Source organism: Flavobacterium sp. UBA7680 (assembly GCF_002482975.1).
GTDB lineage: Bacteria > Bacteroidota > Bacteroidia > Flavobacteriales > Flavobacteriaceae > Flavobacterium.
This window is the reverse complement of sequence record NZ_DLHA01000028.1, coordinates 130,642-153,093: the sequence shown is the minus strand read 5'-3', so window position 1 is coordinate 153,093 and position 22,452 is coordinate 130,642. Positions and strand designations below refer to the sequence as shown.

General features: G+C 33.5%; 18 protein-coding genes and 4 tRNA genes. 14 read left to right on the top strand and 8 right to left on the bottom strand.

Annotated features, from left to right (window positions below):
• Nucleotides 1-348: 348 nt before the first annotated feature.
• The 7 genes from B3C18_RS11200 to B3C18_RS11170 form a co-directional block, all read right to left on the bottom strand.
• Nucleotides 349-2,154 carry an acyl-CoA dehydrogenase family protein gene (locus B3C18_RS11200; RefSeq protein ID WP_291146663.1) on the bottom strand — a complete coding sequence of 602 codons (1,806 nt, stop codon included), beginning with the start codon at nt 2,152-2,154 and terminating at the stop codon, nt 349-351.
• A gap of 57 nt (nt 2,155-2,211) precedes the next feature.
• Nucleotides 2,212-2,562, bottom strand: coding sequence for a four helix bundle protein (locus B3C18_RS11195; RefSeq protein ID WP_291146661.1), 351 nt, complete (start codon nt 2,560-2,562; stop codon nt 2,212-2,214).
• A 42-nt stretch (nt 2,563-2,604) separates the two neighbouring features.
• The gene (locus tag B3C18_RS11190) at nt 2,605-3,786 is read right to left on the bottom strand and encodes a thiolase family protein (protein WP_291146659.1); all 1,182 of its coding nucleotides are present in this window, start codon (nt 3,784-3,786) and stop codon (nt 2,605-2,607) included.
• A 92-nt stretch (nt 3,787-3,878) separates the two neighbouring features.
• Nucleotides 3,879-6,269 carry a 3-hydroxyacyl-CoA dehydrogenase/enoyl-CoA hydratase family protein gene (locus B3C18_RS11185; protein WP_291146656.1) on the bottom strand — a complete coding sequence of 797 codons (2,391 nt, stop codon included), beginning with the start codon at nt 6,267-6,269 and terminating at the stop codon, nt 3,879-3,881.
• 51 nt (nt 6,270-6,320) lie between these two features.
• A complete protein-coding gene (locus B3C18_RS11180) occupies nt 6,321-6,806 on the bottom strand; it encodes a MarR family winged helix-turn-helix transcriptional regulator (protein WP_291146654.1) in 486 nt (161 codons plus the stop codon).
• A 221-nt stretch (nt 6,807-7,027) separates the two neighbouring features.
• Nucleotides 7,028-8,065, bottom strand: coding sequence for a helix-turn-helix transcriptional regulator (locus B3C18_RS11175; RefSeq protein ID WP_291146652.1), 1,038 nt, complete (start codon nt 8,063-8,065; stop codon nt 7,028-7,030).
• A gap of 252 nt (nt 8,066-8,317) precedes the next feature.
• Complete coding sequence (locus tag B3C18_RS11170; protein WP_291146650.1) at nt 8,318-8,932, bottom strand: hypothetical protein; 615 nt, start codon at nt 8,930-8,932, stop codon at nt 8,318-8,320.
• Between the two features lie 122 nt (nt 8,933-9,054).
• On the opposite strand from B3C18_RS11170, the gene B3C18_RS11165 reads away from it, so the two are divergent.
• The 14 genes from B3C18_RS11165 to B3C18_RS11100 all read left to right on the top strand — a co-directional run bounded on the left by B3C18_RS11165 (nt 9,055) and on the right by B3C18_RS11100 (nt 21,901).
• Nucleotides 9,055-10,581, top strand: a complete 1,527-nt coding sequence (locus B3C18_RS11165; protein ID WP_291146648.1) for a TROVE domain-containing protein — start codon at nt 9,055-9,057, stop codon at nt 10,579-10,581.
• 752 nt (nt 10,582-11,333) lie between these two features.
• The gene (locus B3C18_RS11160) at nt 11,334-11,873 is read left to right on the top strand and encodes a hypothetical protein (protein ID WP_291146646.1); all 540 of its coding nucleotides are present in this window, start codon (nt 11,334-11,336) and stop codon (nt 11,871-11,873) included.
• Between the two features lie 62 nt (nt 11,874-11,935).
• Nucleotides 11,936-13,357 carry an RtcB family protein gene (locus tag B3C18_RS11155; RefSeq protein ID WP_291146644.1) on the top strand — a complete coding sequence of 474 codons (1,422 nt, stop codon included), beginning with the start codon at nt 11,936-11,938 and terminating at the stop codon, nt 13,355-13,357.
• A 285-nt stretch (nt 13,358-13,642) separates the two neighbouring features.
• Nucleotides 13,643-13,978 (top strand): S24 family peptidase, encoded by a 336-nt coding sequence (locus B3C18_RS11150; RefSeq protein ID WP_291146641.1) that lies wholly within the window; start codon nt 13,643-13,645, stop codon nt 13,976-13,978.
• 77 nt (nt 13,979-14,055) lie between these two features.
• Complete coding sequence (locus tag B3C18_RS11145) at nt 14,056-14,856, top strand: TatD family hydrolase (protein ID WP_291146639.1); 801 nt, start codon at nt 14,056-14,058, stop codon at nt 14,854-14,856.
• A 28-nt stretch (nt 14,857-14,884) separates the two neighbouring features.
• Nucleotides 14,885-15,601 carry a DUF434 domain-containing protein gene (locus B3C18_RS11140; RefSeq protein WP_291146637.1) on the top strand — a complete coding sequence of 239 codons (717 nt, stop codon included), beginning with the start codon at nt 14,885-14,887 and terminating at the stop codon, nt 15,599-15,601.
• A 2-nt stretch (nt 15,602-15,603) separates the two neighbouring features.
• Nucleotides 15,604-16,296 carry a hypothetical protein gene (locus B3C18_RS11135; RefSeq protein WP_291146635.1) on the top strand — a complete coding sequence of 231 codons (693 nt, stop codon included), beginning with the start codon at nt 15,604-15,606 and terminating at the stop codon, nt 16,294-16,296.
• A 1-nt stretch (nt 16,297) separates the two neighbouring features.
• Nucleotides 16,298-17,668, top strand: a complete 1,371-nt coding sequence (locus B3C18_RS11130) for an SDR family NAD(P)-dependent oxidoreductase (RefSeq protein WP_291146633.1) — start codon at nt 16,298-16,300, stop codon at nt 17,666-17,668.
• 4 nt (nt 17,669-17,672) lie between these two features.
• Nucleotides 17,673-17,744 (top strand) — tRNA-OTHER (locus B3C18_RS11125).
• A 2-nt stretch (nt 17,745-17,746) separates the two neighbouring features.
• Nucleotides 17,747-17,820: transfer RNA gene (locus B3C18_RS11120), tRNA-Gly, on the top strand.
• A gap of 64 nt (nt 17,821-17,884) precedes the next feature.
• Nucleotides 17,885-17,957, top strand: a tRNA-Ala gene (locus B3C18_RS11115).
• Nucleotides 17,958-18,144: 187 nt separating this feature from the next.
• On the top strand, nt 18,145-19,284 hold the full coding sequence (locus B3C18_RS11110) for a hypothetical protein (protein WP_291146631.1): 1,140 nt from the start codon (nt 18,145-18,147) through the stop codon (nt 19,282-19,284).
• A gap of 53 nt (nt 19,285-19,337) precedes the next feature.
• Nucleotides 19,338-19,411 (top strand) — tRNA-Ser (locus B3C18_RS11105).
• A gap of 150 nt (nt 19,412-19,561) precedes the next feature.
• Nucleotides 19,562-21,901, top strand: a complete 2,340-nt coding sequence (locus tag B3C18_RS11100) for a hypothetical protein (protein WP_291146629.1) — start codon at nt 19,562-19,564, stop codon at nt 21,899-21,901.
• 90 nt (nt 21,902-21,991) lie between these two features.
• Here B3C18_RS11100 and B3C18_RS11095 read toward each other — a convergent pair whose 3' ends face one another.
• Nucleotides 21,992-22,396 carry a helix-turn-helix transcriptional regulator gene (locus B3C18_RS11095; protein ID WP_291146627.1) on the bottom strand — a complete coding sequence of 135 codons (405 nt, stop codon included), beginning with the start codon at nt 22,394-22,396 and terminating at the stop codon, nt 21,992-21,994.
• Nucleotides 22,397-22,452: the final 56 nt, after the last annotated feature.

The following is a 22,452-nucleotide window of genomic DNA, read 5'->3' as shown; positions in this document are numbered from 1 at the left end:
TATAAGTTCATTTTAGAGTGGATTTAATTTTATTCGTTCCAATATTCCGTAGAGGCGCACAGCAGTGCGTCTACGTCATGTTAGACGCACTGCTGTGCGCCTCTACAAAAAATGCCACAGATTACAGGATTAAAATGATTAAAAAAATCTGTGAAAATCCTGTAATCTGTAGCAAAACAAAAAAAAACATAGTTAGACGCACTGCTGTGCTTCTAACGTAACGTAGACGCACTGCTGTGCGTCTCTACAAAAAACTTATATGGTTCAAAAAAAATAAAAAAAATAAACCCGCACAGTTTCGGACTTGTGCGGGTTTAAACAAATTAAAAGCTAAAAACTATTTTTGAATTAGAAGCAGTATGAATTTTCTGCTACTAATTTAGAGGCAATTGTTTCTCTTAATGCCACAACATTTGGCAAGTTGGTGTATTTTGTAAAACGTTTTAATCCCATTAACATCATACGTTGTTCGTCACCTTCAGAGAAAGAAGCAATTCCTTCTTTTCCTCTTAAGTTTACGATATCTACCGCTTTGTACAAGTATAATTTTGCCATAGCGATTTGCTCTTTTACTTTATCTTCACCTTCTCTTTTAGCTAATTTCTCAGTTCTAAGAATTGTACTTTCAGCCATGTAGATTTCGATCAAGATATCAGCAGCCGCCATCAATAATTGTTGGTGAGAATCTAAATCCGGACCATATTTTTGAACAGCACTTCCGGCAACCATTAAGAAAACTTTTTTCAAGTTAGCCACGATTACTTTTTCTTCTGCAAATAATTCAGAGAAATCCGGAGTATCAAAAGATGGAATTCCCATTAATTCTTCCTGAACTTTCATTGCTGGTCCAAGTAAATCAACGTGACCTTTCATTGCTTTTTTGATCAACATACCTACAGAAAGCATTCTGTTGATTTCGTTTGTTCCTTCATAAATTCTAGCGATACGAGCATCTCTCCAGGCACTCTCCATTGGAGTGTCTTCAGAGAATCCCATTCCACCAAAAACCTGAATTCCTTCATCAGCACAATTTTGAACGTCTTCAGAAACGGCTACTTTCAAGATAGAACACTCGATAGCATATTCTTCAACACCTTTCAATTCTGCTTCCTGATGACTTGTTCCTTCTGCTTCACGAGCAGCGATTCTGTCTTCGATGTCTTTTGCAGCACGGTAAGAAGCACTTTCTCCAGCGTAAGCGCTAGTCGCCATTTCAGCTAATTTAGAACGAATAGCTCCAAAAGATGAAATAGAAGTATTGAACTGAATTCTTTCGTTAGCATATTTTACTGCTCCAGAAGTTACTCTTCTTTGAGCATCAAGACAAGCAGCTGCCAATTTAATACGACCAACATTTAAAGCATTCATAGCAATTTTGAAACCGTTTCCTCTTTCAGATAACATGTTTTCAACTGGAACTTTTGTATCGTTGAAGAAAACCTGACGAGTAGAAGAAGCACGGATTCCTAATTTATGTTCTTCTTCATTCATAGAAATTCCGTTTGAAGGATCGTTTTCTACGATGAAACCTGTAATATTTTTATCATCACCAATACGAGCAAAAACGATGAAAACGCTGCAGAAACCTGCATTCGAAATCCACATTTTTTGACCTGTAATTAAATAATGAGTTCCGTCTTCAGATAAAACCGCTTTTGTTTTTCCTGAGTTAGCATCAGATCCTGCGCCTGGTTCAGTTAAGCAATAAGCTCCAAACCATTCTCCAGAAGCTAATTTCGGAACGTATTTTTTCTTTTGTTCTTCAGTACCATAAAGTGTAATTGGCATAGTTCCAATTCCTGTATGTGCACCAAAAGCAGTTGAAAACGAACCTGTTGCTCCAGAAATATAGTCACAAACCAACATTGTCGAAACAAATCCCATTCCTAATCCACCGTATTCTTCCGGAACTGCAACTCCAAGAAGTCCAAGTTCACCAGCTTTACGCATAGATGATTCTGTATAAGCGTAATCTTTTTTCTCAAAACGATCTTTATGCGCCCATAATTCTTTATCAACGAACTCTTTTACAGAGTCACGCATCATTAACTGCTCTTCAGAGAAATCTTCTGGTGTAAAGATATCTTCGCTCTTTGTTTCTTTAACTAAAAACTGACCACCACGGGTTACGTTTTTTTCGATTGTATCTGCCATTTTTATTTTTTTTGAGAGAAAAGAAAATAGAATATAGGAATAGACTTTTGACTGAACTTATTTTAGTCCGTTTTGGAAGCCCATTGTCATTCTTTGAAATTCTTCTATTTTAATTTCTAATTGGTTAAATTGTTTTTCGTTTATATACTTTCTATGCGTAGCAATTATTAATTGCGTGATTAGTTCAAATGAAGAACCTAGAGAAATGTCTAAAAAATGACTGAAAGATTTATCAGTTCTTGAAGAACCTTCAGCAATATTACTAGGCATTGAAACAGAACATCTGCTTATTTGAGAACTTAAATCATATCTTTCATGTTTTGGAAACTCTACTAATAAATCTGAAATTTCATTAGCAATTGAGATTCCAATCTGCCAAATCTTCAAGTTCTTATAATTATGTCGCATTCTAAAAATCTATATTCTATTCTCTATATTCTATTTTCTTCTTTACAATACCTCGTAAATCCCAGCAGAACCTTGTCCAGTTCCTACACACATCGAAACGATTCCGTATTTGTTTCCTCTGCGCTTCATTTCGTCGAATAATTGAACAGAAAGTTTAGCTCCTGTACAACCTAGAGGGTGTCCTAAAGAGATAGCTCCACCGTTTACGTTTACGATTTCTGGATCTATATTTAATTCGCGAGTTACTGCTAAAGCTTGTGAAGCAAAAGCCTCGTTTAATTCAATTAATTCGATATCGTTTAAAGTTAATCCCGCTTGTTTCAAAGCTTTCGGAATTGCTTTTACAGGACCAATACCCATGATTCTTGGCTCAACACCAGAAGAAGCAAAGTTTACTAATCTGGCGATTGGTTCAAGATTTAATTCTTTAACCATTTCTTCGCTCATAATTAAAACAAAAGCAGCACCGTCACTCATTTGAGAAGAGTTACCAGCAGTTACACTTCCGTCAGCAGCAAAAACAGGTTTTAAACCCGCTAAAGCAGCAACAGAAGTCCCAGCTCTTGGACCTTCGTCTTGTTTTACAACGTATGATTTAGTTTCTTTTTTACCATTTTCATTAATGAAAGTCTGCTCAACAGTAATTGGAACGATTTGTTTATCAAATTTTCCTTCAGCCTGTGCTTTTAACGCTTTCATGTGAGAGTTGTAAGCAAACTCATCCTGATCTTCTCTAGAGATTTTGTATTGGTTGGCAACCGCTTCAGCAGTTAAACCCATTCCCCAATAGTAATCTTCGTGACCTGCAGCGGCAACTTTATAATCTGGAGTTGGTTTGTAACCTCCCATCGGAATAAAACTCATACTTTCTGCACCACCAGCGATGATACAATCTGCCATTCCTGATTGGATTTTAGCCGTCGCCATTCCGATAGTTTCCAGTCCAGATGCGCAGTAACGGTTTACAGTTACACCAGGAACGTCTTCTACTTTTAATCCCATTAAAGAGATTAAACGCCCAACATTTAGACCTTGTTCTGCTTCCGGCATGGCATTTCCTACCATAACGTCATCGATGCGTTTTTTGTCAAAATCAGGCAGTTCGTCCATCATAAACTGAATGGTTTCTGCAGCTAATTCATCAGGTCTTTTAAATCTAAAAACACCTTTTGGAGCTTTTCCAACTGCTGTTCTATATGCTTTTACTATATATGCTGTTTTCATTTGTTTTTGTTTTTAAGAGTATAGAAGATAGAGTATAGAAAATAGACTTTATTAAGTCTTAAATCTATATTCTATTCTCTTTGTTCTATTTTCTAATTTCTAAGTGGTTTTCCTTTAGTTAACATATATTGAATACGCTCTAGAGTTTTTCTTTCTGTACATAAACTCAAGAAAGCTTCACGTTCGATATCTAATAAATATTGTTCAGATACTAAAGTAGCTTCAGATAAATCACCACCAGCCATTACGTAAGCCAGTTTGTTAGCAATTTTCTTGTCGTGCTCAGAAATGTATTTTCCAGCTTCCATTTGGTCCGTTCCAACTAAGAACATTCCAAGAGCTTGTTTTCCTAATACTTTCACATCCGTTCTTCTTATTGGTTGTGTATAACCCGCTTCAGCCATTAACAATGCATGTTTTTTAGCTTCAGCGATCTGACGATCTTTGTTTACTACGATAACATCTTTTCCATGTTGAAGAAGTCCAGTGTCAAAAGCTTCATAACCAGAAGTCGAAACTTTAGCCATTGCGATTGTTAAGAAATACTCTTGAAGAACGTTCAATTCCACATCGTTTTTGCGGAATAAATCTGAAGCTCTCAAAGCCATTTCTTTAGATCCACCTCCACCAGGAAGTACACCAACACCAAATTCAACTAATCCCATGTAAGTTTCAGCAGCAGCAACCACTTTATCAGCATGCAAACTCATTTCGCATCCACCACCAAAAGTCATTCCGTGAGGCGCAACTACAACTGGAATAGAAGAGTAACGAACGCGCATCATTGTATCTTGGAACAATTTAATTGCCATGTTCAATTCGTCGTATTCCTGCTCAACCGCCATCATGAAAATCATTCCGATATTAGCCCCAACAGAGAAATTCGCTGCTTGGTTACCAATAACTAAACCTTGATATTCTTTTTCAGATAAGTCAATTGCCTTGTTGATAGCAGCAAGTACATCGCCACCAATTGTATTCATTTTAGATTGGAATTCTAAATTCAAAATTCCGTCTCCTAAATCCTGAATGATTGCACCACTATTGCTCCAAACTTTTTTGCTTTCGCGAATGTTGTTCAGAATAATAAATGAATCTTGTCCAGGAACTTTTACTTGTGATTTTGTTGGAATGTTATAGAAATAAGTTGCTCCTTCTTTTACAGAGTAGAAACTTTCGCTTCCAGAAGCCAGCATTTCAGTAACCCATACAGCAGGCTCTAAACCTTCTGCTTTCATGATTTCAATTCCTTTAGCAACACCAATTGCATCCCAGATTTCGAATGGGCCATTTTCCCATCCAAAACCAGCTTTCATGGCATCGTCAATTTTGTATAATTCGTCTGAGATTTCAGGAACTCTGTTTGATACATAAGCAAACATTCCAGCGAAACTCTTACGGTAGAATTCTCCCGCTTTGTCTGTTCCTTTAACTAGAACTTTAAAACGATTGATAGGTTTATCGATAGTTTTTGTTAGTTCAAGCGTAGCAAAATTTGCTTTTTTTGCAGCGCGGTATTCTAATGTATCTAAGTCTAAAGAAAGAATGTCTTTATCTACTTTTTTATAAAAACCTTGTCCGGTTTTACTTCCTAACCAATTATTTTCCATCATTTTGTTGATGAAATCAGGAAGTTTGAACAATTCGTGTTGTTCGTCGTTCGGGCAGTTTTCGTAAATACCATTGGCAACGTGTACCAAAGTATCCAAACCAACAACGTCAACTGTACGGAAAGTAGCCGATTTTGGACGACCAATTACTGGCCCTGTCAATTTATCAACTTCTTCAATTGTTAATCCCATTTCTTTTACCAAGTGGAATAAACTCTGGATTCCGTAAATACCAATTCTGTTTCCAATAAACGCCGGAGTATCTTTAGCAACAACCGAAGTTTTTCCTAAGAATTTAGATCCGTATTCGTTTAAGAAATCCAACACTTCAGTTGAAGTTTTTGGACCAGGAATAATTTCAAATAATTTTAAGTAACGCGCAGGGTTAAAAAAGTGAGTTCCGCAGAAGTGTTGTTGAAAATCTTCGCTTCTTCCTTCACTCATAAAGTGAATTGGAATACCAGAAGTGTTAGAAGTAACTAAAGTTCCCGGTTTACGGAATTTCTCGATTTGTTCAAAAACTAATTTCTTAATGTCTAAACGCTCCACAACAACCTCGATAATCCATTCAACATTAGCAATTTTTGCCATATCATCTGTCGTATTTCCAGTCGTGATTCGGTTTGCGAATTTTTGGCTGTAGATAGGAGAGGGTTTTGATTTTAATGAATTCGCCAAATGTTCGTTTACCACACGGTTGCGAACGGCTTTACTTTCAAGTGTTAATCCTTTTTTAGCTTCAGCTTCAGTCAGTTCGCGAGGTACGATGTCCAGAAGTAAAACTTCAACACCAATGTTAGCAAAATGACAAGCTATACCTGAACCCATAATTCCGGATCCAATTACAGCAACTTTTTTAATTGTGCGTTTCATATTTGTAAAATTTGTTTTTTTGGGTAGAATTTGAATTTCTCTTAAAAAAGATTATTCATTTTCTGAGTTTTCTGTTTGCTTCGCCAGATCGCTGGCGTTCGTGTGATTGAAAATATTTTTATCCTGAATTAATTCATTTATGATTTCAGAAACTTCGATAAAATGTTTCAGTTTTTCGTCTGATACATGTTTTCTAACCGTTTCATTAAATTTCAGAACTGTATTTTTAGATAAATCTCTTTTTTCTTTTCCAAAGTCGGTCAGGTAGATTAAAACACCTCGCCCGTCACTTGGGTTCTTTTTGCGAACAATTAAACCTTTTTCTTCCATAGATTTAAGTGTTCTCGTTAAGCTGGTTGCTTCCATACCCATTCTAGGGCCTAAAGCGGTTGATGGAGTTCCTTCTTCCTTGTCCATACTCAAAAGAGCAAATCCTGTTGCCATGGTAGCATCGTACTTTGCAGCCTCTTCATTATACATTCTTGAAACAGCCTGCCATGTAGCTCTCAAAATATAATCTATTGTTTTGTCTTTCATAGGTAACTATATCGATTTCAAATATAATTAAAAAATACTATGCATGCATATAATTTTTTAATAATTTTTTGGTTAGTTAAAAAATCCCACTGATTTAGAGTGGTTTGGTGGTTTATTTAGAGTGAAATATACTATTCTTTTTTTGGATTTTAACATTTTTTGTATGGTCAAAATCTTTTTTTAATTTTAAAATCGGCTTTAATTCTTCATTCTTCAAAAAATTATGAATTTAATTCAATAGAATTTTCAGGCTCGTATCTTGAAATTGCATCCTGAAAAATCTTTTTTATACGATTTCTGAGGCCTTCGGGTCTTAAAATTTCAACACAGCTTCCAAAACCCAGAAAGAGCCTTTCCATTTCATAATTCGGTATTATAAACAAATGCACAATAATGCTTCCATCTTCATTTTCTTTAATCACACGCTGAGAAGTATGCAAAGGTTTTGTGAGGACGTACGGGGCATTCGAAGCATCGACCCACAATTCAATTCTTCTTGCTTTTAATCCTGAATTGACTGTAACTCCAATTATATCCCTATAATAATTATCTGCATCAAAATCTTCTTCTAAATAAGGAAGATTAAAATCGTAATCAATAGAAATTATTCTGTCCAAAGCTAAATTTGTAATTGGCTGTGATGCTTTTTTCTTTCCGATTAAAAACCAGCGGTTGTTGAATTCCTTTAATATAAAAGGATGAAAATGAAATTTAGTTTCTTCTCTCGATTTAAAAGATTTATAGGTAATAATCAGAACCATCTTTTTTATAATTGCCTGATAAATTTCATCTAAATAATGCAAACCTTTTAGATTCTCATTTTTATCTAAATAGATTACAGGTTTTGTATGCGACTTTTCGGCGTAGATTTTATCTTCCAAACGCTGCAAAATATCGGATACATCATTAAATAGAGAGAAATCCTTAAATTGTTTTAACATCGAAACCGTTTCGGTCAAAACATTCATATCAGTTTCCGTCAGCGGAATATCGGTTATCGTGAAATCTTCGTCTTCGTATTTATAAAACTTTTTATCGTAAACAACAATTGGAGCATTGTAACCCAGCTTTTCACTTCGCATTAATTGAATGTCCATTTGAATAGTTCGCTTGCTTATAGGATTTTCACGGCCTTCATATTCAAACAAAGCTTCAGAGCAACATTCGATTAAATCTTCTAAAGTCCATTGCCGGTATTTATTCTGCAGACATTTGTCGATTGTTTTGTACCGGATTAAGGCGTTTTTGTTTTGTGACATATTGTGTTGTTTTGTCAAAAAGTTACTAGGGAGCTAAGTTTTTTTTAGCCACAGATTAAAAGATTAAAATGATTTAAAAAATCTGCTTAAATCTGCATGATCTGCGTGAAACAAAAACTTATCGACTCTGCAACTTTGCTAGATTAATTTCGCGTTGTATTTTTTGGGCGTGTCCCTCCGGGTCGGGCTGTCCACTATATCTTTTGTGGCGAACCCCGCCACAAAAGGATGCCGTTCCCATCCCTCACGCATTTACGTTAATAATAAAATCTCTTTTTCAATATTAATCCTCGCTTTCTCTTCATATAAATTCCGAAACGCATCGGTTTGAAAAATAAATTCGTTTTCCAGAAAATGTTTCAACGCTTTTGCGCGTCCAGGTTTGTATAGAAAATTAGGATAAATGCGATATTCTTTTCTGATTTGTTCGAAATAGATTTTATACTCTTCCCAATCTCGAGCAAGAATTTTCAAATCAAAATCAATTAGCCAGTTAATATCCTCAATATTATTATGCTGATGTTGCTGCGTAGCACAAATAGTATCAAAAACTAATTGCTTATTTAAGTTGACATTTTCAGGTAAAATTGCCAAAGCATATTCGGCACTTTTGAGTTCGTTATCTTTTTTAGAAGCCGAATAAACAAAATCATGATAAAAAATAGAAAATAATATTTCATCAGGGTTTTGAAGTTTATCACGATAGGTTTCAAAACTCTCAATCATTGCCGAAATATGAGTCAAGTTATGGTAATGCCTTGATTTTGCTAAGTATGCCTTTTCTAAATCCTTCCAGTTTTTCTGAATTTCATTTGCTGAAAAGCCAATATTCAAAAGTAATTCAGAATAGATTTTCTCTAAATTCATGTTGTTTTTTACTCAAATTTAAAATTCTTTTTTCACTACGCAAAATAATTGCGCAGTAGTTCTGAAATCTTTGCTCAGGAAATAAAACAATAACCATTGTCTAATTTTAAAAACCAGAAATTATGAAATTCAATTTTTTAGCAAAAGAGAAAAACAATAAAAACAATATAGTTAATCACGAAAATGCACCAGCTTTTTCTTTAACATCAGAATACGAATTGTATGCAGCAGTTGTAACAACAAGCTTAAACGCTTCATTTTACGAAAAATACACAACTCGTTTACAAAGAATACAAAGCTTAATCAAAAAAAGCAATCCGATATTTGTAGCAAAATTGGCTGTTTATGCCCGTAACGAAATGCATATGCGTTCTGTACCATTAGTTTTGGTAGTAGAATTAGCCAAGATATATTCTGGCGATTCATTGATCAGTAAAATGATCACACATGTTATACAACGTGCAGACGAAATAACAGAATTATTGGCTTACTATCAAATGGCAAACGAACGAAATGGCGTTAAAAAATTAAACCGTTTATCAAAACAAATACAAAAAGGTTTAGCCGTTTCGTTCAACAAATTTGACGAATACCAATTCGCAAAATACAATCGTGATGGTGCTGTAAAATTAAAAGATGCTTTGTTTTTGGTTCATCCAAAAGCAAAAGATGAAGCGCAGCAATTAATCTTTGATAAATTGGTAAACAACACTTTGCAAACGCCATATACATGGGAAACAGAGTTGTCGCAATTAGGTCAAGTAAAATTTTACAACCACATTGAAAAACAAAAAGCATTCAAACAAAAATGGGAGGAATTAATCGATAGCGGTAAAATAGGTTACATGGCTTTGTTACGTAACTTACGAAATATCTTAGAAGCGAATGTTTCAGGTTCTCATATGTTGAAAGTATGCGATTACCTTTCTAACGAAAAAGCGGTCGCAAACTCAAAACAATTGCCATTCCGATTCTTAGCAGCGTATCGTGAAGTGAAAGATTTGAATTTCAAATACACTTCAATGGTTTTAGATGCTTTGGAAGATGCCGTTATGGCGAGTTCACAAAACATAAAAGGTTTTGATGTTAATACATCGGTTGTAATTGCCTGTGACGTTTCGGGTTCAATGCAAAAAGCAATCTCACCAAAAAGTAAAGTAATGCTTTACGATATCGGTTTGATGTTAGGTATGTTAATGCAAAGTCGTTGCCAAAATGTGGTAAGCGGTATGTTTGGTGACCGCTGGAAAATAATCAATATGCCAAAACGAAGCATATTGGCCAATGTTAACGAATATTACAAACGCGAAGGTGAAGTAGGTTATGCTACAAACGGTCATTTGGTTGTAGAAGACTTAATAAACCGAAAAGAAATTGTAGATAAAGTAATGTTGTTTACAGATGTTCAAATGTGGAATAATACTTACACAAAAGACTCATTTGCAAACTCCTGGAACCGATACAAAACTATCGCACCAAATGCAAAATTGTATTTGTTTGATTTAGCTGGGTACGGTCAGTCACCAATAAACATCGAAAAAAACGATGTATATTTAATAGCCGGCTGGTCAGATAAAGTATTTGATGTTTTGAATGCTTTAGAAGATAAAAACAGTGCGTTGAATTACGTTAACCGAATAGAATTGTAAAAAAGAATCTACTGCGCAAAATAATTGCGTAGTAGTATTTGAATCTTTGTAAAAGGAAAAGTTCATTGAAAATAAAAAACAAGTGCCGTAAAAAAGAATTACTTCGTGTCGTGGGTTCAATTCCCATCAGCTCTATTTTAAAAACTAGAGATGTAGCTCAGCTGGTTAGAGCAGAAATTTCTTTTTGAATGTTGTCTTGTTTAAAAAAAACATTGGTGTCGTAGACAAGAGTTACTTCGAGGGAATTGTGTTACAGGTTCGAATCCTGTTCAGATAATCTGATGGTGTAAGTGGAAACACGCATAAAATAGTCTCTTGTCGCTCATAACCCGATAAAATAAAAAGAATGTCGTAAATAAGAGATACTTCGTCTCCAATTTAGGGGAGGAATAACGAAGTTGTAAAATCAGCAAGGTTATCCAGTTCGACTCTGGCACAGACAAAGCCCCGTCCAATTCTCTTATTGCTTTTTACTTCTTTTAAAAAATGAAAAATGTCGTGTGTGAGAGCTACTTCGTATAGGGTTCAAAATACTCTCATCAATTATTACTTTTTCAAAAAATAAGATGCCGTGTATAAAGTGCTACTTCGTTGGTTGATTTATTAGGTTCGAGTCCTAAATTATTACTTATACAATATTGCTCTTAAAAAAAGAGTGTCGTCAGGAAATGGTTCCTTCGTTCCAAAGAAAATTAAATCATTCCTAAACATTACCTCTTTAATTTTAATGTAAAAAAATAAATATTTACTTTATGATGACAATCAAAGATATCAAATATAAAGCTGAAAAAAGGTTTAAGAAAATAGAAATTAGCGATGATGTCTGGGGATTTCAGATACAACCAAATGCTAAATTTTTAAAAGGAATAAGCAGAAAAGAAATCGATAAATTGCAGATATTGTTTGGATTTGATTTTCCTTGGGAATACAGAGAGATGCTGTTAATTTTTTCCAATATAGATGCACAGTGGATTTCAATTAATCCAGAAGACAAAACAGATATTGAGTATGAACGGAAAAACGTTTTTCATCAATATCCGGAAGATTATGAAAAATCGAGATGGATTATCGATGATATTAATGAAAACAAATCTGAAGCAGAATTAGTACTTACTCAAGCAGGTTTTGATGTTTCAAAAATAGTAGGATATATTCCAATGACTGGTTATCGCGTTCTTGTGGTATTTGAAGATAAATATCTTTCACCTGTTATATCTGCTTGTGGTGCTGATATTATTATGTATGGAAATAATCTGCGAGAATATTTGAAGAAACAACTTTTAAGATTTTAAATCTACGCAAAATAACCGCGCAGTACAAAACAACCTTTGTACTATCAAAAAAACAAAAACAAATGAACACACAAATAAACGGTACAGATATATTAGAATTAGGATTCCCGGAAGGAAAAATAATCGGGATTGCGTTAAAAATCAACAGCAAAAGAAACGGATTTAACCGCGATCAAATGATCACAAACTTTAAAAACGTATTAGAAACTCCAGAAAACTATATCGACGATAAAATCTTCAGCAAACTAGCCGTAGCTTTAATCGAAAAATCAAATGAAAAACCAGAAGATTTCATCGCTTTAAATGAAAACCCAAATGCGTATTCAGCTTACGGATTAGATCATATCGAAGACGGAGCCAGAAAACAAATGGAAGTTGCCATGAAACTTCCTGTTACAGTTGCAGGAGCTTTAATGCCAGACGCGCACCAAGGTTACGGATTACCAATTGGCGGAGTTTTAGCCACAAAAAATGCCATTATTCCGTATGGTGTTGGCGTTGATATTGGATGTAGAATGGCATTGTCAGTTTATGATATTCCGGAAGATTTTTACTTTGAAAACGAAGCCAAATTCAAAAGAGAATTAATTGCCAATTCTATTTTTGGAGCGGGCCACGGATTTCACGGTCAATATAAATCAGATCACGCGGTTTTAGAAAACGATACATTTAATATGAATCCGTTTGTGAAGAATTTAAAAGATAAAGCCTGGTCACAATTAGGATCTTCTGGCGGAGGAAATCACTTTGTTGAATTCGGAATCATGGAATTTGCAAAAGACGATGCCGTTTTGAATATTCCAAAAGGAAAATATGTCGCTTTGTTAACGCATTCAGGTTCACGCGGAATGGGCGCAACAATTGCCGGACATTATACTAAAATTGCCAAAGACGAATGTAAACTTCCAGAAGTGGCAAGAAACTTAGCGTACTTGGATATGAATTCACAATTGGGACAAGAATATTGGCTTGCGATGAATCTTGCGGGAGATTACGCTTCGGCTTGTCACGAAATTATCCATAATAAAATGGAAAAAACTTTGGGCGCCACAATTTTAGCCAAAGTCGAAAACCACCATAATTTTGCATGGAAAGAAATCTGGAATGGCGAAGAAGTAATCGTACATAGAAAAGGAGCAACCCCAGCCGGAAAAGGCGTTATGGGAATCATTCCGGGAAGTATGACCGCGCCTGGATTTTTGGTGAGAGGAAAAGGCGAGGAGAACGCTATAAATTCCGCTTCACACGGGGCAGGAAGGCAAATGAGCAGAACGCAGGCCATAAAAAACATCACACAAACCGAGATGAAATCCATACTGAAAGATCATGGCGTTACACTTATTGGAGCAGGACTTGACGAAGCCCCTATGGCATATAAAGATATCAATCAGGTAATGGAAGCACAGCAAGATTTAGTAGATGTTGTAGCCAAATTTACCCCAAAATTAGTAAGAATGGCGGATGACGGAAGCCGCGAAGACTAGTGGTCAGTGTAGAGACGCACAGCAGTGCGTCTAACGCTTTGTGATGATTTTAACCGCAAAGGACACAAAGATTTACGCAAAGTTCGCAAAGAATTTTTTCACGCAGATTCAGCAGATTTTTTTAATAATCCTTTTAATCTTTATAATCTGTGGCAAAAAAACTTTGCTCCCGATAGGTATCGGGACTGCGTCTTTGCGAGATTAAAAACAGACCAAAGATCAAAAAGAAACTTTGCGTCTTAGAGCCTTCGTGGCAAAAAAAACCTTCGCGGTAAAAATAAAAACATGAATAACAAATACGAACGACTGAAAACAGAATTAGAAACAGTCGGCAATGGAAAGATGAAAGCACTTGGAGACTCAATGCGACCCATATTAAAAAGCGGAAGTCTCTTAACATTTATAAAAAGCGAAAATTACCAAATAGGCGATATCGTATTCTGCAAAGTAAAAGGCAGATACATCGACGCCCATAAAATCATAAAAACCGACACAAACAAAGGTTTCCTAATCGCCAATAATCACGGATTTGAAAATGGCTGGACAAAAATCATTTACGGAAAAGTAATTCAGGGCGAGTTTAAAAATGAGGTGATTTATATGAAAATGGACAAAGATTAAATTCCAAATTCCAATTTTCATCACCTTAAAAATAAAAAACTTTGTGTCTTAGCGCCTTCGTGGCAAAAACAAAAAAAATGAAAACATACATAGACATAGGAATCAACCTAACCAATAAACAATTCCAAAACGACATAGACGATGTTGTACAAGACGCAATCGACGCCGACGTATCGCAAATGATCCTAACGGGAACAAGCGTACGAAACAGCGAAGCTTCATTAGAAATCGCAAAACAATATCCGGGAATATTATATTCGACGGCTGGAATTCACCCGCATGATGCGAAGATTTTTGATGAAAAAAGCATTTCGAAACTGCGGAATTTATTAAAGCAGAAACAAGTCGTTTCTGTTGGCGAATGCGGACTCGATTTTGATCGTGACTTTTCGCCCAGAAACAAACAGGAAGAATGTTATAAAGCCCAATTGGAATTGGCGATCGAAGTTCAGAAACCTTTGTTTTTGCACGAAAGAGCCGCTTTCAATAGTTTTATAAATATCACCAAAGACTATTTACCGCAATTGCCAAAAGCCGTTGTGCATTGTTTTACGGGAACTTTGCAAGAAGCCAAAACCTATCTCGATAACGGATTTTATCTTGGTTTTACGGGAGCGATTTCTGATACCAAACGTTTCAGTCATTTAAAAGAAGTCATTCAATACGTTCCGCTTGACCGAATGATGATCGAAACCGATGCACCATTTATGCTTCCAAAAAATACTCCAAACAGCCTTTTGAAAAAATACCACGAACGAAGATGCGAACCTGCTTTTCTGCCTTTTGTTGCCGGAACAATTGCACAATTTAAAGGGATTACTTTAGATAAAGTGGCGGAGGAAACAACTAGGAACGCTAAAAGTTTTTTTAATATTTAAAACGCAATATGTTTTATAATTTAGTAAAATGACAAATCTAAAAAATAGAGGAAAAGAAGCTAGCGACGATGTTTTATTCGGGACTTTAAAAATCCAGTTAAAATTGAAAGAAGCCGTTGCAGATATGCGTTATTTTCTTAGCCGAGGTTATGGAGAAAAAGCGACATTAGCTTTGGTTGGAAATCGGTATCGTCTTAATTCACGGCAGCAGCAGGCTGTTCGGGGAATGAGTGCTTCTCAAAACCAAATCGAAGATCGGAAATCTAAAGAAATTGAAATTCAAAATCTTGCAGGAAAGGAAATTATCATCGATGGATTTAATGCATTGATTCTGCTGGAAAGTATTTTGTCAAATGCATATGTTTTTAAAGGATTAGATGGCTTTATTAGAGATTTGTCAAGTGTTTACGGAACTTACAAAAAAGTAAAACAGACTTCACAGGCAATCGAAATTATTGCTGATTTCTTTGTAAAGCAACAAATTAAAAAAGCCTATTGGTTATTTGATAAACCAGTTTCAAATAGTGGTAAACTAAAACAAATAATTGAAGAAATAGCTTCAATAAACAACTATAACTGGACAGTAGAACTGGTAAATAACCCAGATAAAATAATTGCCGAAAGAAATTTAATCGCCATAACTTCTGATGCCTGGATTTTAGATAATTGCTTGGCTAATTTTAATTTGATAAAACATATTTTAGAAGATTTAAATGTCCACGAAACGATCATTTACAGTGAATAAATATGAATCCCATTCCATTATTTAATAAATTAAAAGAAGTAATTCCTTATCTCGATAAAGAATGGAAAACAAAATATGATTTGTTTTTAATCGACGAAAATCTGTATCTCTTTGCGGCCAACCTTATCTTCTTTTACAATCAAAATGCAGAAGTTTCTAGAAAACCTTTTTTTAAAGAGGAAATTATAGTTTCGATACAAGATAAAATGTTTTACTTCAAAAAAGTTTTGGAGGATTTCGAAAGTAATTCAAATGAAATAAAATCAAGTCTTATTAAAGCTTTACAAGAAACGCCTTTTGATATTATTTTGCTTATTTTGGGACAAAGATTAACTTCGGCAAGCAAATGTGACGAAACCGGAATTCCTCCTTCAAAAATAAATTTATTTGAAAGTTGTTTTGCGCCTTTTAACGATGAAATTTCTGTTGCTGAAAGAGCTTGGGAAAAACACGTGGGCAGAAAAAATGTCAGCGAAAGCATTTTGGGAGAAATAAAAGGAAACCGTAATCAAAAACGGCTTATGGTCGAAAAATTATTGCATCACATGATTGGATATAAAACTTGGTGGAATATATTTTATCATTACAAACACGATTTGGTATACGAAATCAGATTAAGTAACGGACAAGGAATGCGCTGGTCTGCCGATGGGAAAAAATTCATAGGATTTTTAGAAGATTTTTTAGAAGAATAAAATGGAAGAAAATAAAAAATATGCTTTTAGTGATCAAGAATGGGAAACTTGTATCAAGGTTCTGAAAACATTAAAAGAAGTTCCGCTTGATAATCCTGATAATGATTTGTTTTCGGGTTTGATTACTAAGATTCATAAAAACGCAAAAAAGAACTTGCGTAGTGCCAGTTATACTTCAAAAAGAAAAGAAGATCTCAACACAAGTTTAAATGCGGAATTAGCAGCAAAAGCATTAAGCGGAGAAACATTATTTGCCGAAAAAGAAAATCCGGATGAGCAGCAGTTTACAGCATTAAAATTGCCTAAAAACTGTTATTGCTGCAACCAACCATACAAATTTGCACATAGTTTTTACACACGCCTTTGCCCGGAATGCGCAACAGAAAATTATGAAAAGCGTTTTCAAAAAATAGATTTAAAAGGAAGAAATGTCATTTTAACCGGCGGAAGGGTAAAAGTAGGATTTGCAACAGCCTTAAAATTATTACGTAATAATGCCAATGTTGTGCTTACAACACGTTTTCCGGCACTCGCTCTGGAACAGTTTCGTCAGGAAAATGATTTTGAACTTTGGAAAGAAAACCTAATTGTATACGGCTTAGACCTTAGAAATCTAAACGCCATAAACGATTTTGTTTCGTTTTATAAATCTAAATTTCAAAGCGTAGATATTTTAATCAACAATGCTGCGCAAACTATAAAATATCCAGATGAATATTATGTGCCTTTAATTAGCAAAGAAAATAAACTGCTGTTAGATTTTAAATCAAACGGAAATCTTATTGCTAATCAAACCAATGTTGTTAAGGAAGTAAAAGCTCTAGAATACGGTTCTGATGAAAAAACAGAACTCAAGCTAACACGTTTTGGACAGCCTGTAGACAATCGCGAAAAAACAAGCTGGAATTCGACCTTAGAAGAAATCAGCATGTATGAATTGGTTGAGGTCAATTTAATCAACCAAATTGCACCTTATTTTTTAATAAAAGAATTAAAACCCTTGTTTCTCAACTCTGCTTTTCAGGAATGTTTTATAATAAACGTAACTTCATCTGAAGGAATTTTTAGTTATACCAATAAAACGGTTTTTCATCCGCATACCAATATGACAAAGGCAGCATTGAATATGATGACGCTGACTTCTGCCAAAGAATTTGCCGATGATTCTATTTTTATGAATAGCGTTGATGTCGGCTGGATTTCGACCGGTGCCAAGGAAAGTTTACGGAAAAAACAATTTGAAGAGGGTTACATTCCGCCTTTAGATTCTGTAGATGGAGCCAGCAGAATTTTAGATCCCATAGTTCAGGGAATAGAAGGAAAAAGTATATTTGGGGTCTTGTTGAAAAACTACAAAGTTTCGCAATGGTAAAAATGGGATAGTAGTTTAATTGGAAAAACAATTACAACCACCGTAGAAGTTTTGGGTTCGAGTCCCAAATGTCCCACTAAGGTGTTAGCTCAATTGGAAGAGTATTCCTCACCACGGGGGAAGGATGCAGGTTCGAGTCCAGGCACACCTTTTTTTTAAGCTTCAAAGTTACAGAGATACAAAGGTTCAAAGCTTTTTTCTTGACATTTATACAAAGAGGTGTTAGTTCAACTGGAAGAACGCTTGTCATGCAAGCAAGAAGCTGCGGGTTCGAATCCCGTACACCTTACTTTTTTAGGCTCAAAGGTACAGAGATACAAAGGTTCAAAACTTAAAAAACTTCGTGGCTTTGTGACTTCGTGGCATTTTAAAAACGCAGACAAAAAAACACGTGTAATTACTTGGTTCAAAACTTCGATGTTTAATTACATTTGGAACAATCAGGAATAAAATAAATATCAGAAAAGTTTAAAATAATGAACATTCAAAAAAGCAGCTTAATTCTATTTTCGGCAGTATTACTAGTAATGTTTTCTTGTAAAGAAGAAAAGAAACCCAAAAAGCTTAAAACAAGTCATAAAAAAGAAGTTGCAGCAGTTGAACCTGAAATAGAAGGCAGAATCCTGAATGAAACGCAAAGTAATTTTCTGAAAAAAGTCATGTTAGAAGATATTGGAAAAGATAAGTATGATAATCTGCAAACAGAAAAAGCACCTTACGATGTACATTTTTCAAATGATGGAGATCCTTATTCTGTTTCGTATGATATTATAAAAGAACAGGATTTTAACAACGACGGAATTATCGATTATGTACTAAATGTAGATTCAACCGGAATGTTGGGCGGAAACGCAAATACAAACCAATGCTACGTTTATTACATCATGAAAGATGCCATTAATTATAAAGAAAAGCATACCATTTTAGGCTATGCTCCATTTTCTTATAATATAATTGATGAAGCAGAATTTGCCGGAGATAAATTTAAAGTCAAGATCACGCAAAATTTCAGGACTTATTCAAACGACAATTTAAAAACAGCTTCTTTGTCGTTTGTTTATAAAAACGGAAACCTATACGAAGAATCCTATTTGTCTGATTGTAAGCTGGCAAAGTTAGAATCTAAAACAATTTTTGATGATATACCCGAAGTTACTAAACGTGTTCGCGACATCGATTGGCATAATTACTGCGAAACTATTGGAGAAGTATATAAAAAGAATGATACGCTTATTTTAGCCGATTTAGGAGGCTGCGATAACTTATCACTAACTTTTGATACCGAATACAAAGTCGATAGAAATAAGTTAAAAGACATTCAATTTAGAAAAAATACAGCTTTAAAACTCTTAACCTTTTTAGCTGCCAATACTCAGTTTGTTGAAGAAATTAATGTTATGATCGAATACTATCAGGAAAATCCAATAACCGACAAATTTATCGAATCTGTAGAAGGATATGGTTTTAGGGTTTTAATACAAAATAATGATCCAAAGAAAAATATACTTCGTTTTTTAGTTCAGCTCGACAAAATTGATAATCCCTATCAAAAAGAAAATTGGGAAATAGCAACCCGCAATAAAACCGCTCCCAAAGAAGAAGAAATAGATGATTGATTTTTTTTAGGGCTAAAGGTTTAAAGCTTAAAAAACTTCTTGGCATTCATACAAAGGTGTTAGCTCAACTGGAAGAGCGTCTGTTTGCTAAACAGGAGGATGCGGGTTCGAGTCCTTGCACACCTTTAATTTTAAAATAAAAAAGTATTATAAAAATTATTTGCTAGCTTTTAAATCAGGTGTTTGTACTTGGTTTAAAGGCTTTAACTTTATTGTAAACTTAATCTTACGAAATAAAGGCTTTGCTTTTTATAGATATTATAGTATTTTAGTGCAAATGGAAAGAATTATTTATAAAGGATCTAGAAATGAAAAAGTTCTTTCAGAAGAAGAACTTAAAAATGTAAAATCTTATTTTAAAAACTATTATTATGATAATGATTTAATAAAAGTTGAATATATCTCATCTAACGGGCAAAATAATTTTATTACTTATTATTTGCAACAAAACGAATCAATAGAAGAAAAACTATTAGAAAATAATCAATTTCTAAATAGAAATTTTTATCAAAAATTATTTGATAAGTTAGGTTTTTCTGTTTATTTGTTTCAAAGTTATGATTTTAGAACTCTCAATAAACAAAGTATTGTAATTAAAGATATACAAGAAAATTTAGTTGTAGAATCTTTTCCAGCTTTAAAAAACTTTCAAGAATCGTCTTATTCAAAAACTCAAAAAACTGATGCAAGATATTCACATTTAGAAAGAAAAATTGAAAGAGATTCTGTTGTTAGAGTAAACTATTTTGAAAATGGAGATTTTGAATCAGCTTATTTTTCAAATGAAGATATAGAAATGAATTTTCAGGAGTTTTTCTTTGCAAATAATTTTTCAGAGAAATACCAGTTAGAAATAGATAAAAGTTTTTTTAAGTCATTTTATCCAGCAATTCCTAATTCTGATTATAATATTCCGGAAGTATTTATTGAGTATTTAGATTATTATTCCAAGAACAAAATTGCATTTGAAAATATATTCACGGAGATTTTCTTTTATAAGACTTTATATATCAATAAAAAGAAACGATTATTTGAAAAAATTGAATATGGGAAAGTAACCTCAAAAACATATTATCTCTATAACGAAGAAAATATCGAAGACTTTTTAGCAGTAATGCAAAACGGAATAGAATATTGTTTTTATCATAAACCTATAATCAAAAATAATTGCACATATTGGGAAGCTATTCAGTATGATGAAAAAGGAATTGTAATTGAAAAAAGAAATGAAGTGTACAATTATCAAGATCAATTGTTGAGTGTTAATTATCTCTTGAGTAATGAATTTAGAACCCATTCTTTAATAAAGTATTGTTACAAAAATAATTATGAATCTCAGATATTGAGCATTTTTAAATATGATGATTCTGGTGCAATATCTTATAGGGATGATTGTGGTTTTGGGTCTGATTCTATGTGGGAGGATACAGTTTGGGAAATGCCAAATCTAAAATTCGATACCTATATTAAAAGAACAGAAAATACCTTTTTTAAAGCCTTTTTTTCGGAAATTCCAGAAAGTTCAAAAGAAGAAATAGAAATTATTTATAAAAACCATCTTGGTCAAATTATTTCAGAAGTTGAAATTAATAAAGTATATGAATATCAGAAAGAAGTAAAAATAAACCAGCTTACAAAAGAAATTAAAACCTATAAAAATAATTCCTGCTCTTTTATAGAATATTATTGTTCTGATCAGGAAAAACTAGAAGATTTCGAATTTCATTATACAAGTAATTATATTGTTTATCATAATAAAAAGCATCAAAACGGATATTTCGTGTATGATATTTTTGAAACTGTAATTGAGACATTAGAAATTGGACATTATAAAGGAATTTTAGTTCAGGATCTTTTTGGTAGAGAAATTACACGAGTTGTTTTTAAAAATGATGAAATGGATTTAAAGTATGCCAGAAAAATTTCTTATGATAATTTTAAAAGTGAATTAGGTTATGATCACAATACTGTAATTGTAAATTTTGAAGATTCTAATAAAGTATTAAATTACTATTCTAATCAAACTACATATACAATAGATGAGTTTGAAAAAGAACTGTTCAGTAGTCAGGAAAAAACTAATAATTCTTTTTTTAAATCAATTTTTCCATTTATTCCTGATACAGAAGCAAGAATTTATGAGCCTTTTATTTTTAAATTAAAACTCAAAAAACAAGAAAATTCTTTTGAACCTGAAGAAATAAGATGTCTTTATGATTCTAATAATAGATTAAAGTACGTATTTGACGGTTATAAAAAATGGAGTTTTTTAAAAGATAGATCTGAAGTTAATTTAAAATTATCTGAATTATTATATTATCATTATAATATCTCATTTTATAATTTAAAACTGGAAGATAATATTATATCATGTGATGTTTTATATAATCTGCAATTTGAAAAAGACAGGTATAAAGAGTTTAATGTACGATTAAAAATAAATACAACTTCTCTAGATTTTAGTTATGAATCTGATAATCCAATTTTCTCTTTTAGAAAGATTTTTTTTGAACATTCTCAAGAAGAGTTATTTTCTTTTTATTTGAATGAAGAGAGAATTTGGAATACAGAAATTAGTAAAGAAAAATTAATTATGTTTTTAATAGAAGCATTATAAGTCAAAAATTAGAGTTTATAAAACCAAAAAAGCGCAAACTTTTAAAAAGGTTGCGCTTTTCCAATTTTATATAAAAGAAAAAGAAAATCCTTATTTCTCTTTCAACAACTTCTCTAAATATTCAACTTTATCTTTTTCAGCCTGAACCAAACGTTCGTAAAGCTCCACAACTTTATCAAGAGGATTGAAAGTACAAGCATTATGATTAGTGTTTCCATTTCCTTGACCATTATTGGCACTATTATCGTAAAAATTATTAAAGAAATTAAAAACAGATTCTTCTGTAAAATTTTCAATAGCTTCTACCGTCACGCCAAGTGCTTTTGCAATTTGTACCAATTTTTCGAATTCAACAGTTTCGCTGGTTTCAATGCTGGAAATAGTCTGCTGGCTTGTGCCAATAGCATCAGCAAGTGCTCCTTGTTTCATGCCGCGAAGCTCTCTTATTCGGCTGATATTTCGGCCAATATTTCTGGGTCTGGTTTCTGTGCTCATAGTTCAAAGATATTTATTTTTTTTGAGAAAAATAGCTTTCCGTAAAATACAAAATC

What these genes read in the sequence shown, in the direction of transcription:
- B3C18_RS11135 (WP_291146635.1), top strand. Translation starts at nt 15,604, where the DNA reads ATGAATCCCATTCCATTATTTAATAAATTAAAAGAAGTAATTCCTTAT.
- B3C18_RS11100 (WP_291146629.1), top strand. Translation starts at nt 19,562, where the DNA reads ATGGAAAGAATTATTTATAAAGGATCTAGAAATGAAAAAGTTCTTTCA.
- B3C18_RS11145 (WP_291146639.1), top strand. Translation starts at nt 14,056, where the DNA reads ATGAAAACATACATAGACATAGGAATCAACCTAACCAATAAACAATTC.
- B3C18_RS11140 (WP_291146637.1), top strand. Translation starts at nt 14,885, where the DNA reads ATGACAAATCTAAAAAATAGAGGAAAAGAAGCTAGCGACGATGTTTTA.
- B3C18_RS11130 (WP_291146633.1), top strand. Translation starts at nt 16,298, where the DNA reads ATGGAAGAAAATAAAAAATATGCTTTTAGTGATCAAGAATGGGAAACT.
- B3C18_RS11190 (WP_291146659.1), bottom strand. Translation starts at nt 3,786, where the DNA reads ATGAAAACAGCATATATAGTAAAAGCATATAGAACAGCAGTTGGAAAA.
- B3C18_RS11165 (WP_291146648.1), top strand. Translation starts at nt 9,055, where the DNA reads ATGAAATTCAATTTTTTAGCAAAAGAGAAAAACAATAAAAACAATATA.
- B3C18_RS11200 (WP_291146663.1), bottom strand. Translation starts at nt 2,154, where the DNA reads ATGGCAGATACAATCGAAAAAAACGTAACCCGTGGTGGTCAGTTTTTA.
- B3C18_RS11180 (WP_291146654.1), bottom strand. Translation starts at nt 6,806, where the DNA reads ATGAAAGACAAAACAATAGATTATATTTTGAGAGCTACATGGCAGGCT.
- B3C18_RS11110 (WP_291146631.1), top strand. Translation starts at nt 18,145, where the DNA reads ATGAACATTCAAAAAAGCAGCTTAATTCTATTTTCGGCAGTATTACTA.
- B3C18_RS11150 (WP_291146641.1), top strand. Translation starts at nt 13,643, where the DNA reads ATGAATAACAAATACGAACGACTGAAAACAGAATTAGAAACAGTCGGC.
- B3C18_RS11195 (WP_291146661.1), bottom strand. Translation starts at nt 2,562, where the DNA reads ATGCGACATAATTATAAGAACTTGAAGATTTGGCAGATTGGAATCTCA.
- B3C18_RS11160 (WP_291146646.1), top strand. Translation starts at nt 11,334, where the DNA reads ATGATGACAATCAAAGATATCAAATATAAAGCTGAAAAAAGGTTTAAG.
- B3C18_RS11170 (WP_291146650.1), bottom strand. Translation starts at nt 8,932, where the DNA reads ATGAATTTAGAGAAAATCTATTCTGAATTACTTTTGAATATTGGCTTT.
- B3C18_RS11175 (WP_291146652.1), bottom strand. Translation starts at nt 8,065, where the DNA reads ATGTCACAAAACAAAAACGCCTTAATCCGGTACAAAACAATCGACAAA.
- B3C18_RS11095 (WP_291146627.1), bottom strand. Translation starts at nt 22,396, where the DNA reads ATGAGCACAGAAACCAGACCCAGAAATATTGGCCGAAATATCAGCCGA.
- B3C18_RS11185 (WP_291146656.1), bottom strand. Translation starts at nt 6,269, where the DNA reads ATGAAACGCACAATTAAAAAAGTTGCTGTAATTGGATCCGGAATTATG.
- B3C18_RS11155 (WP_291146644.1), top strand. Translation starts at nt 11,936, where the DNA reads ATGAACACACAAATAAACGGTACAGATATATTAGAATTAGGATTCCCG.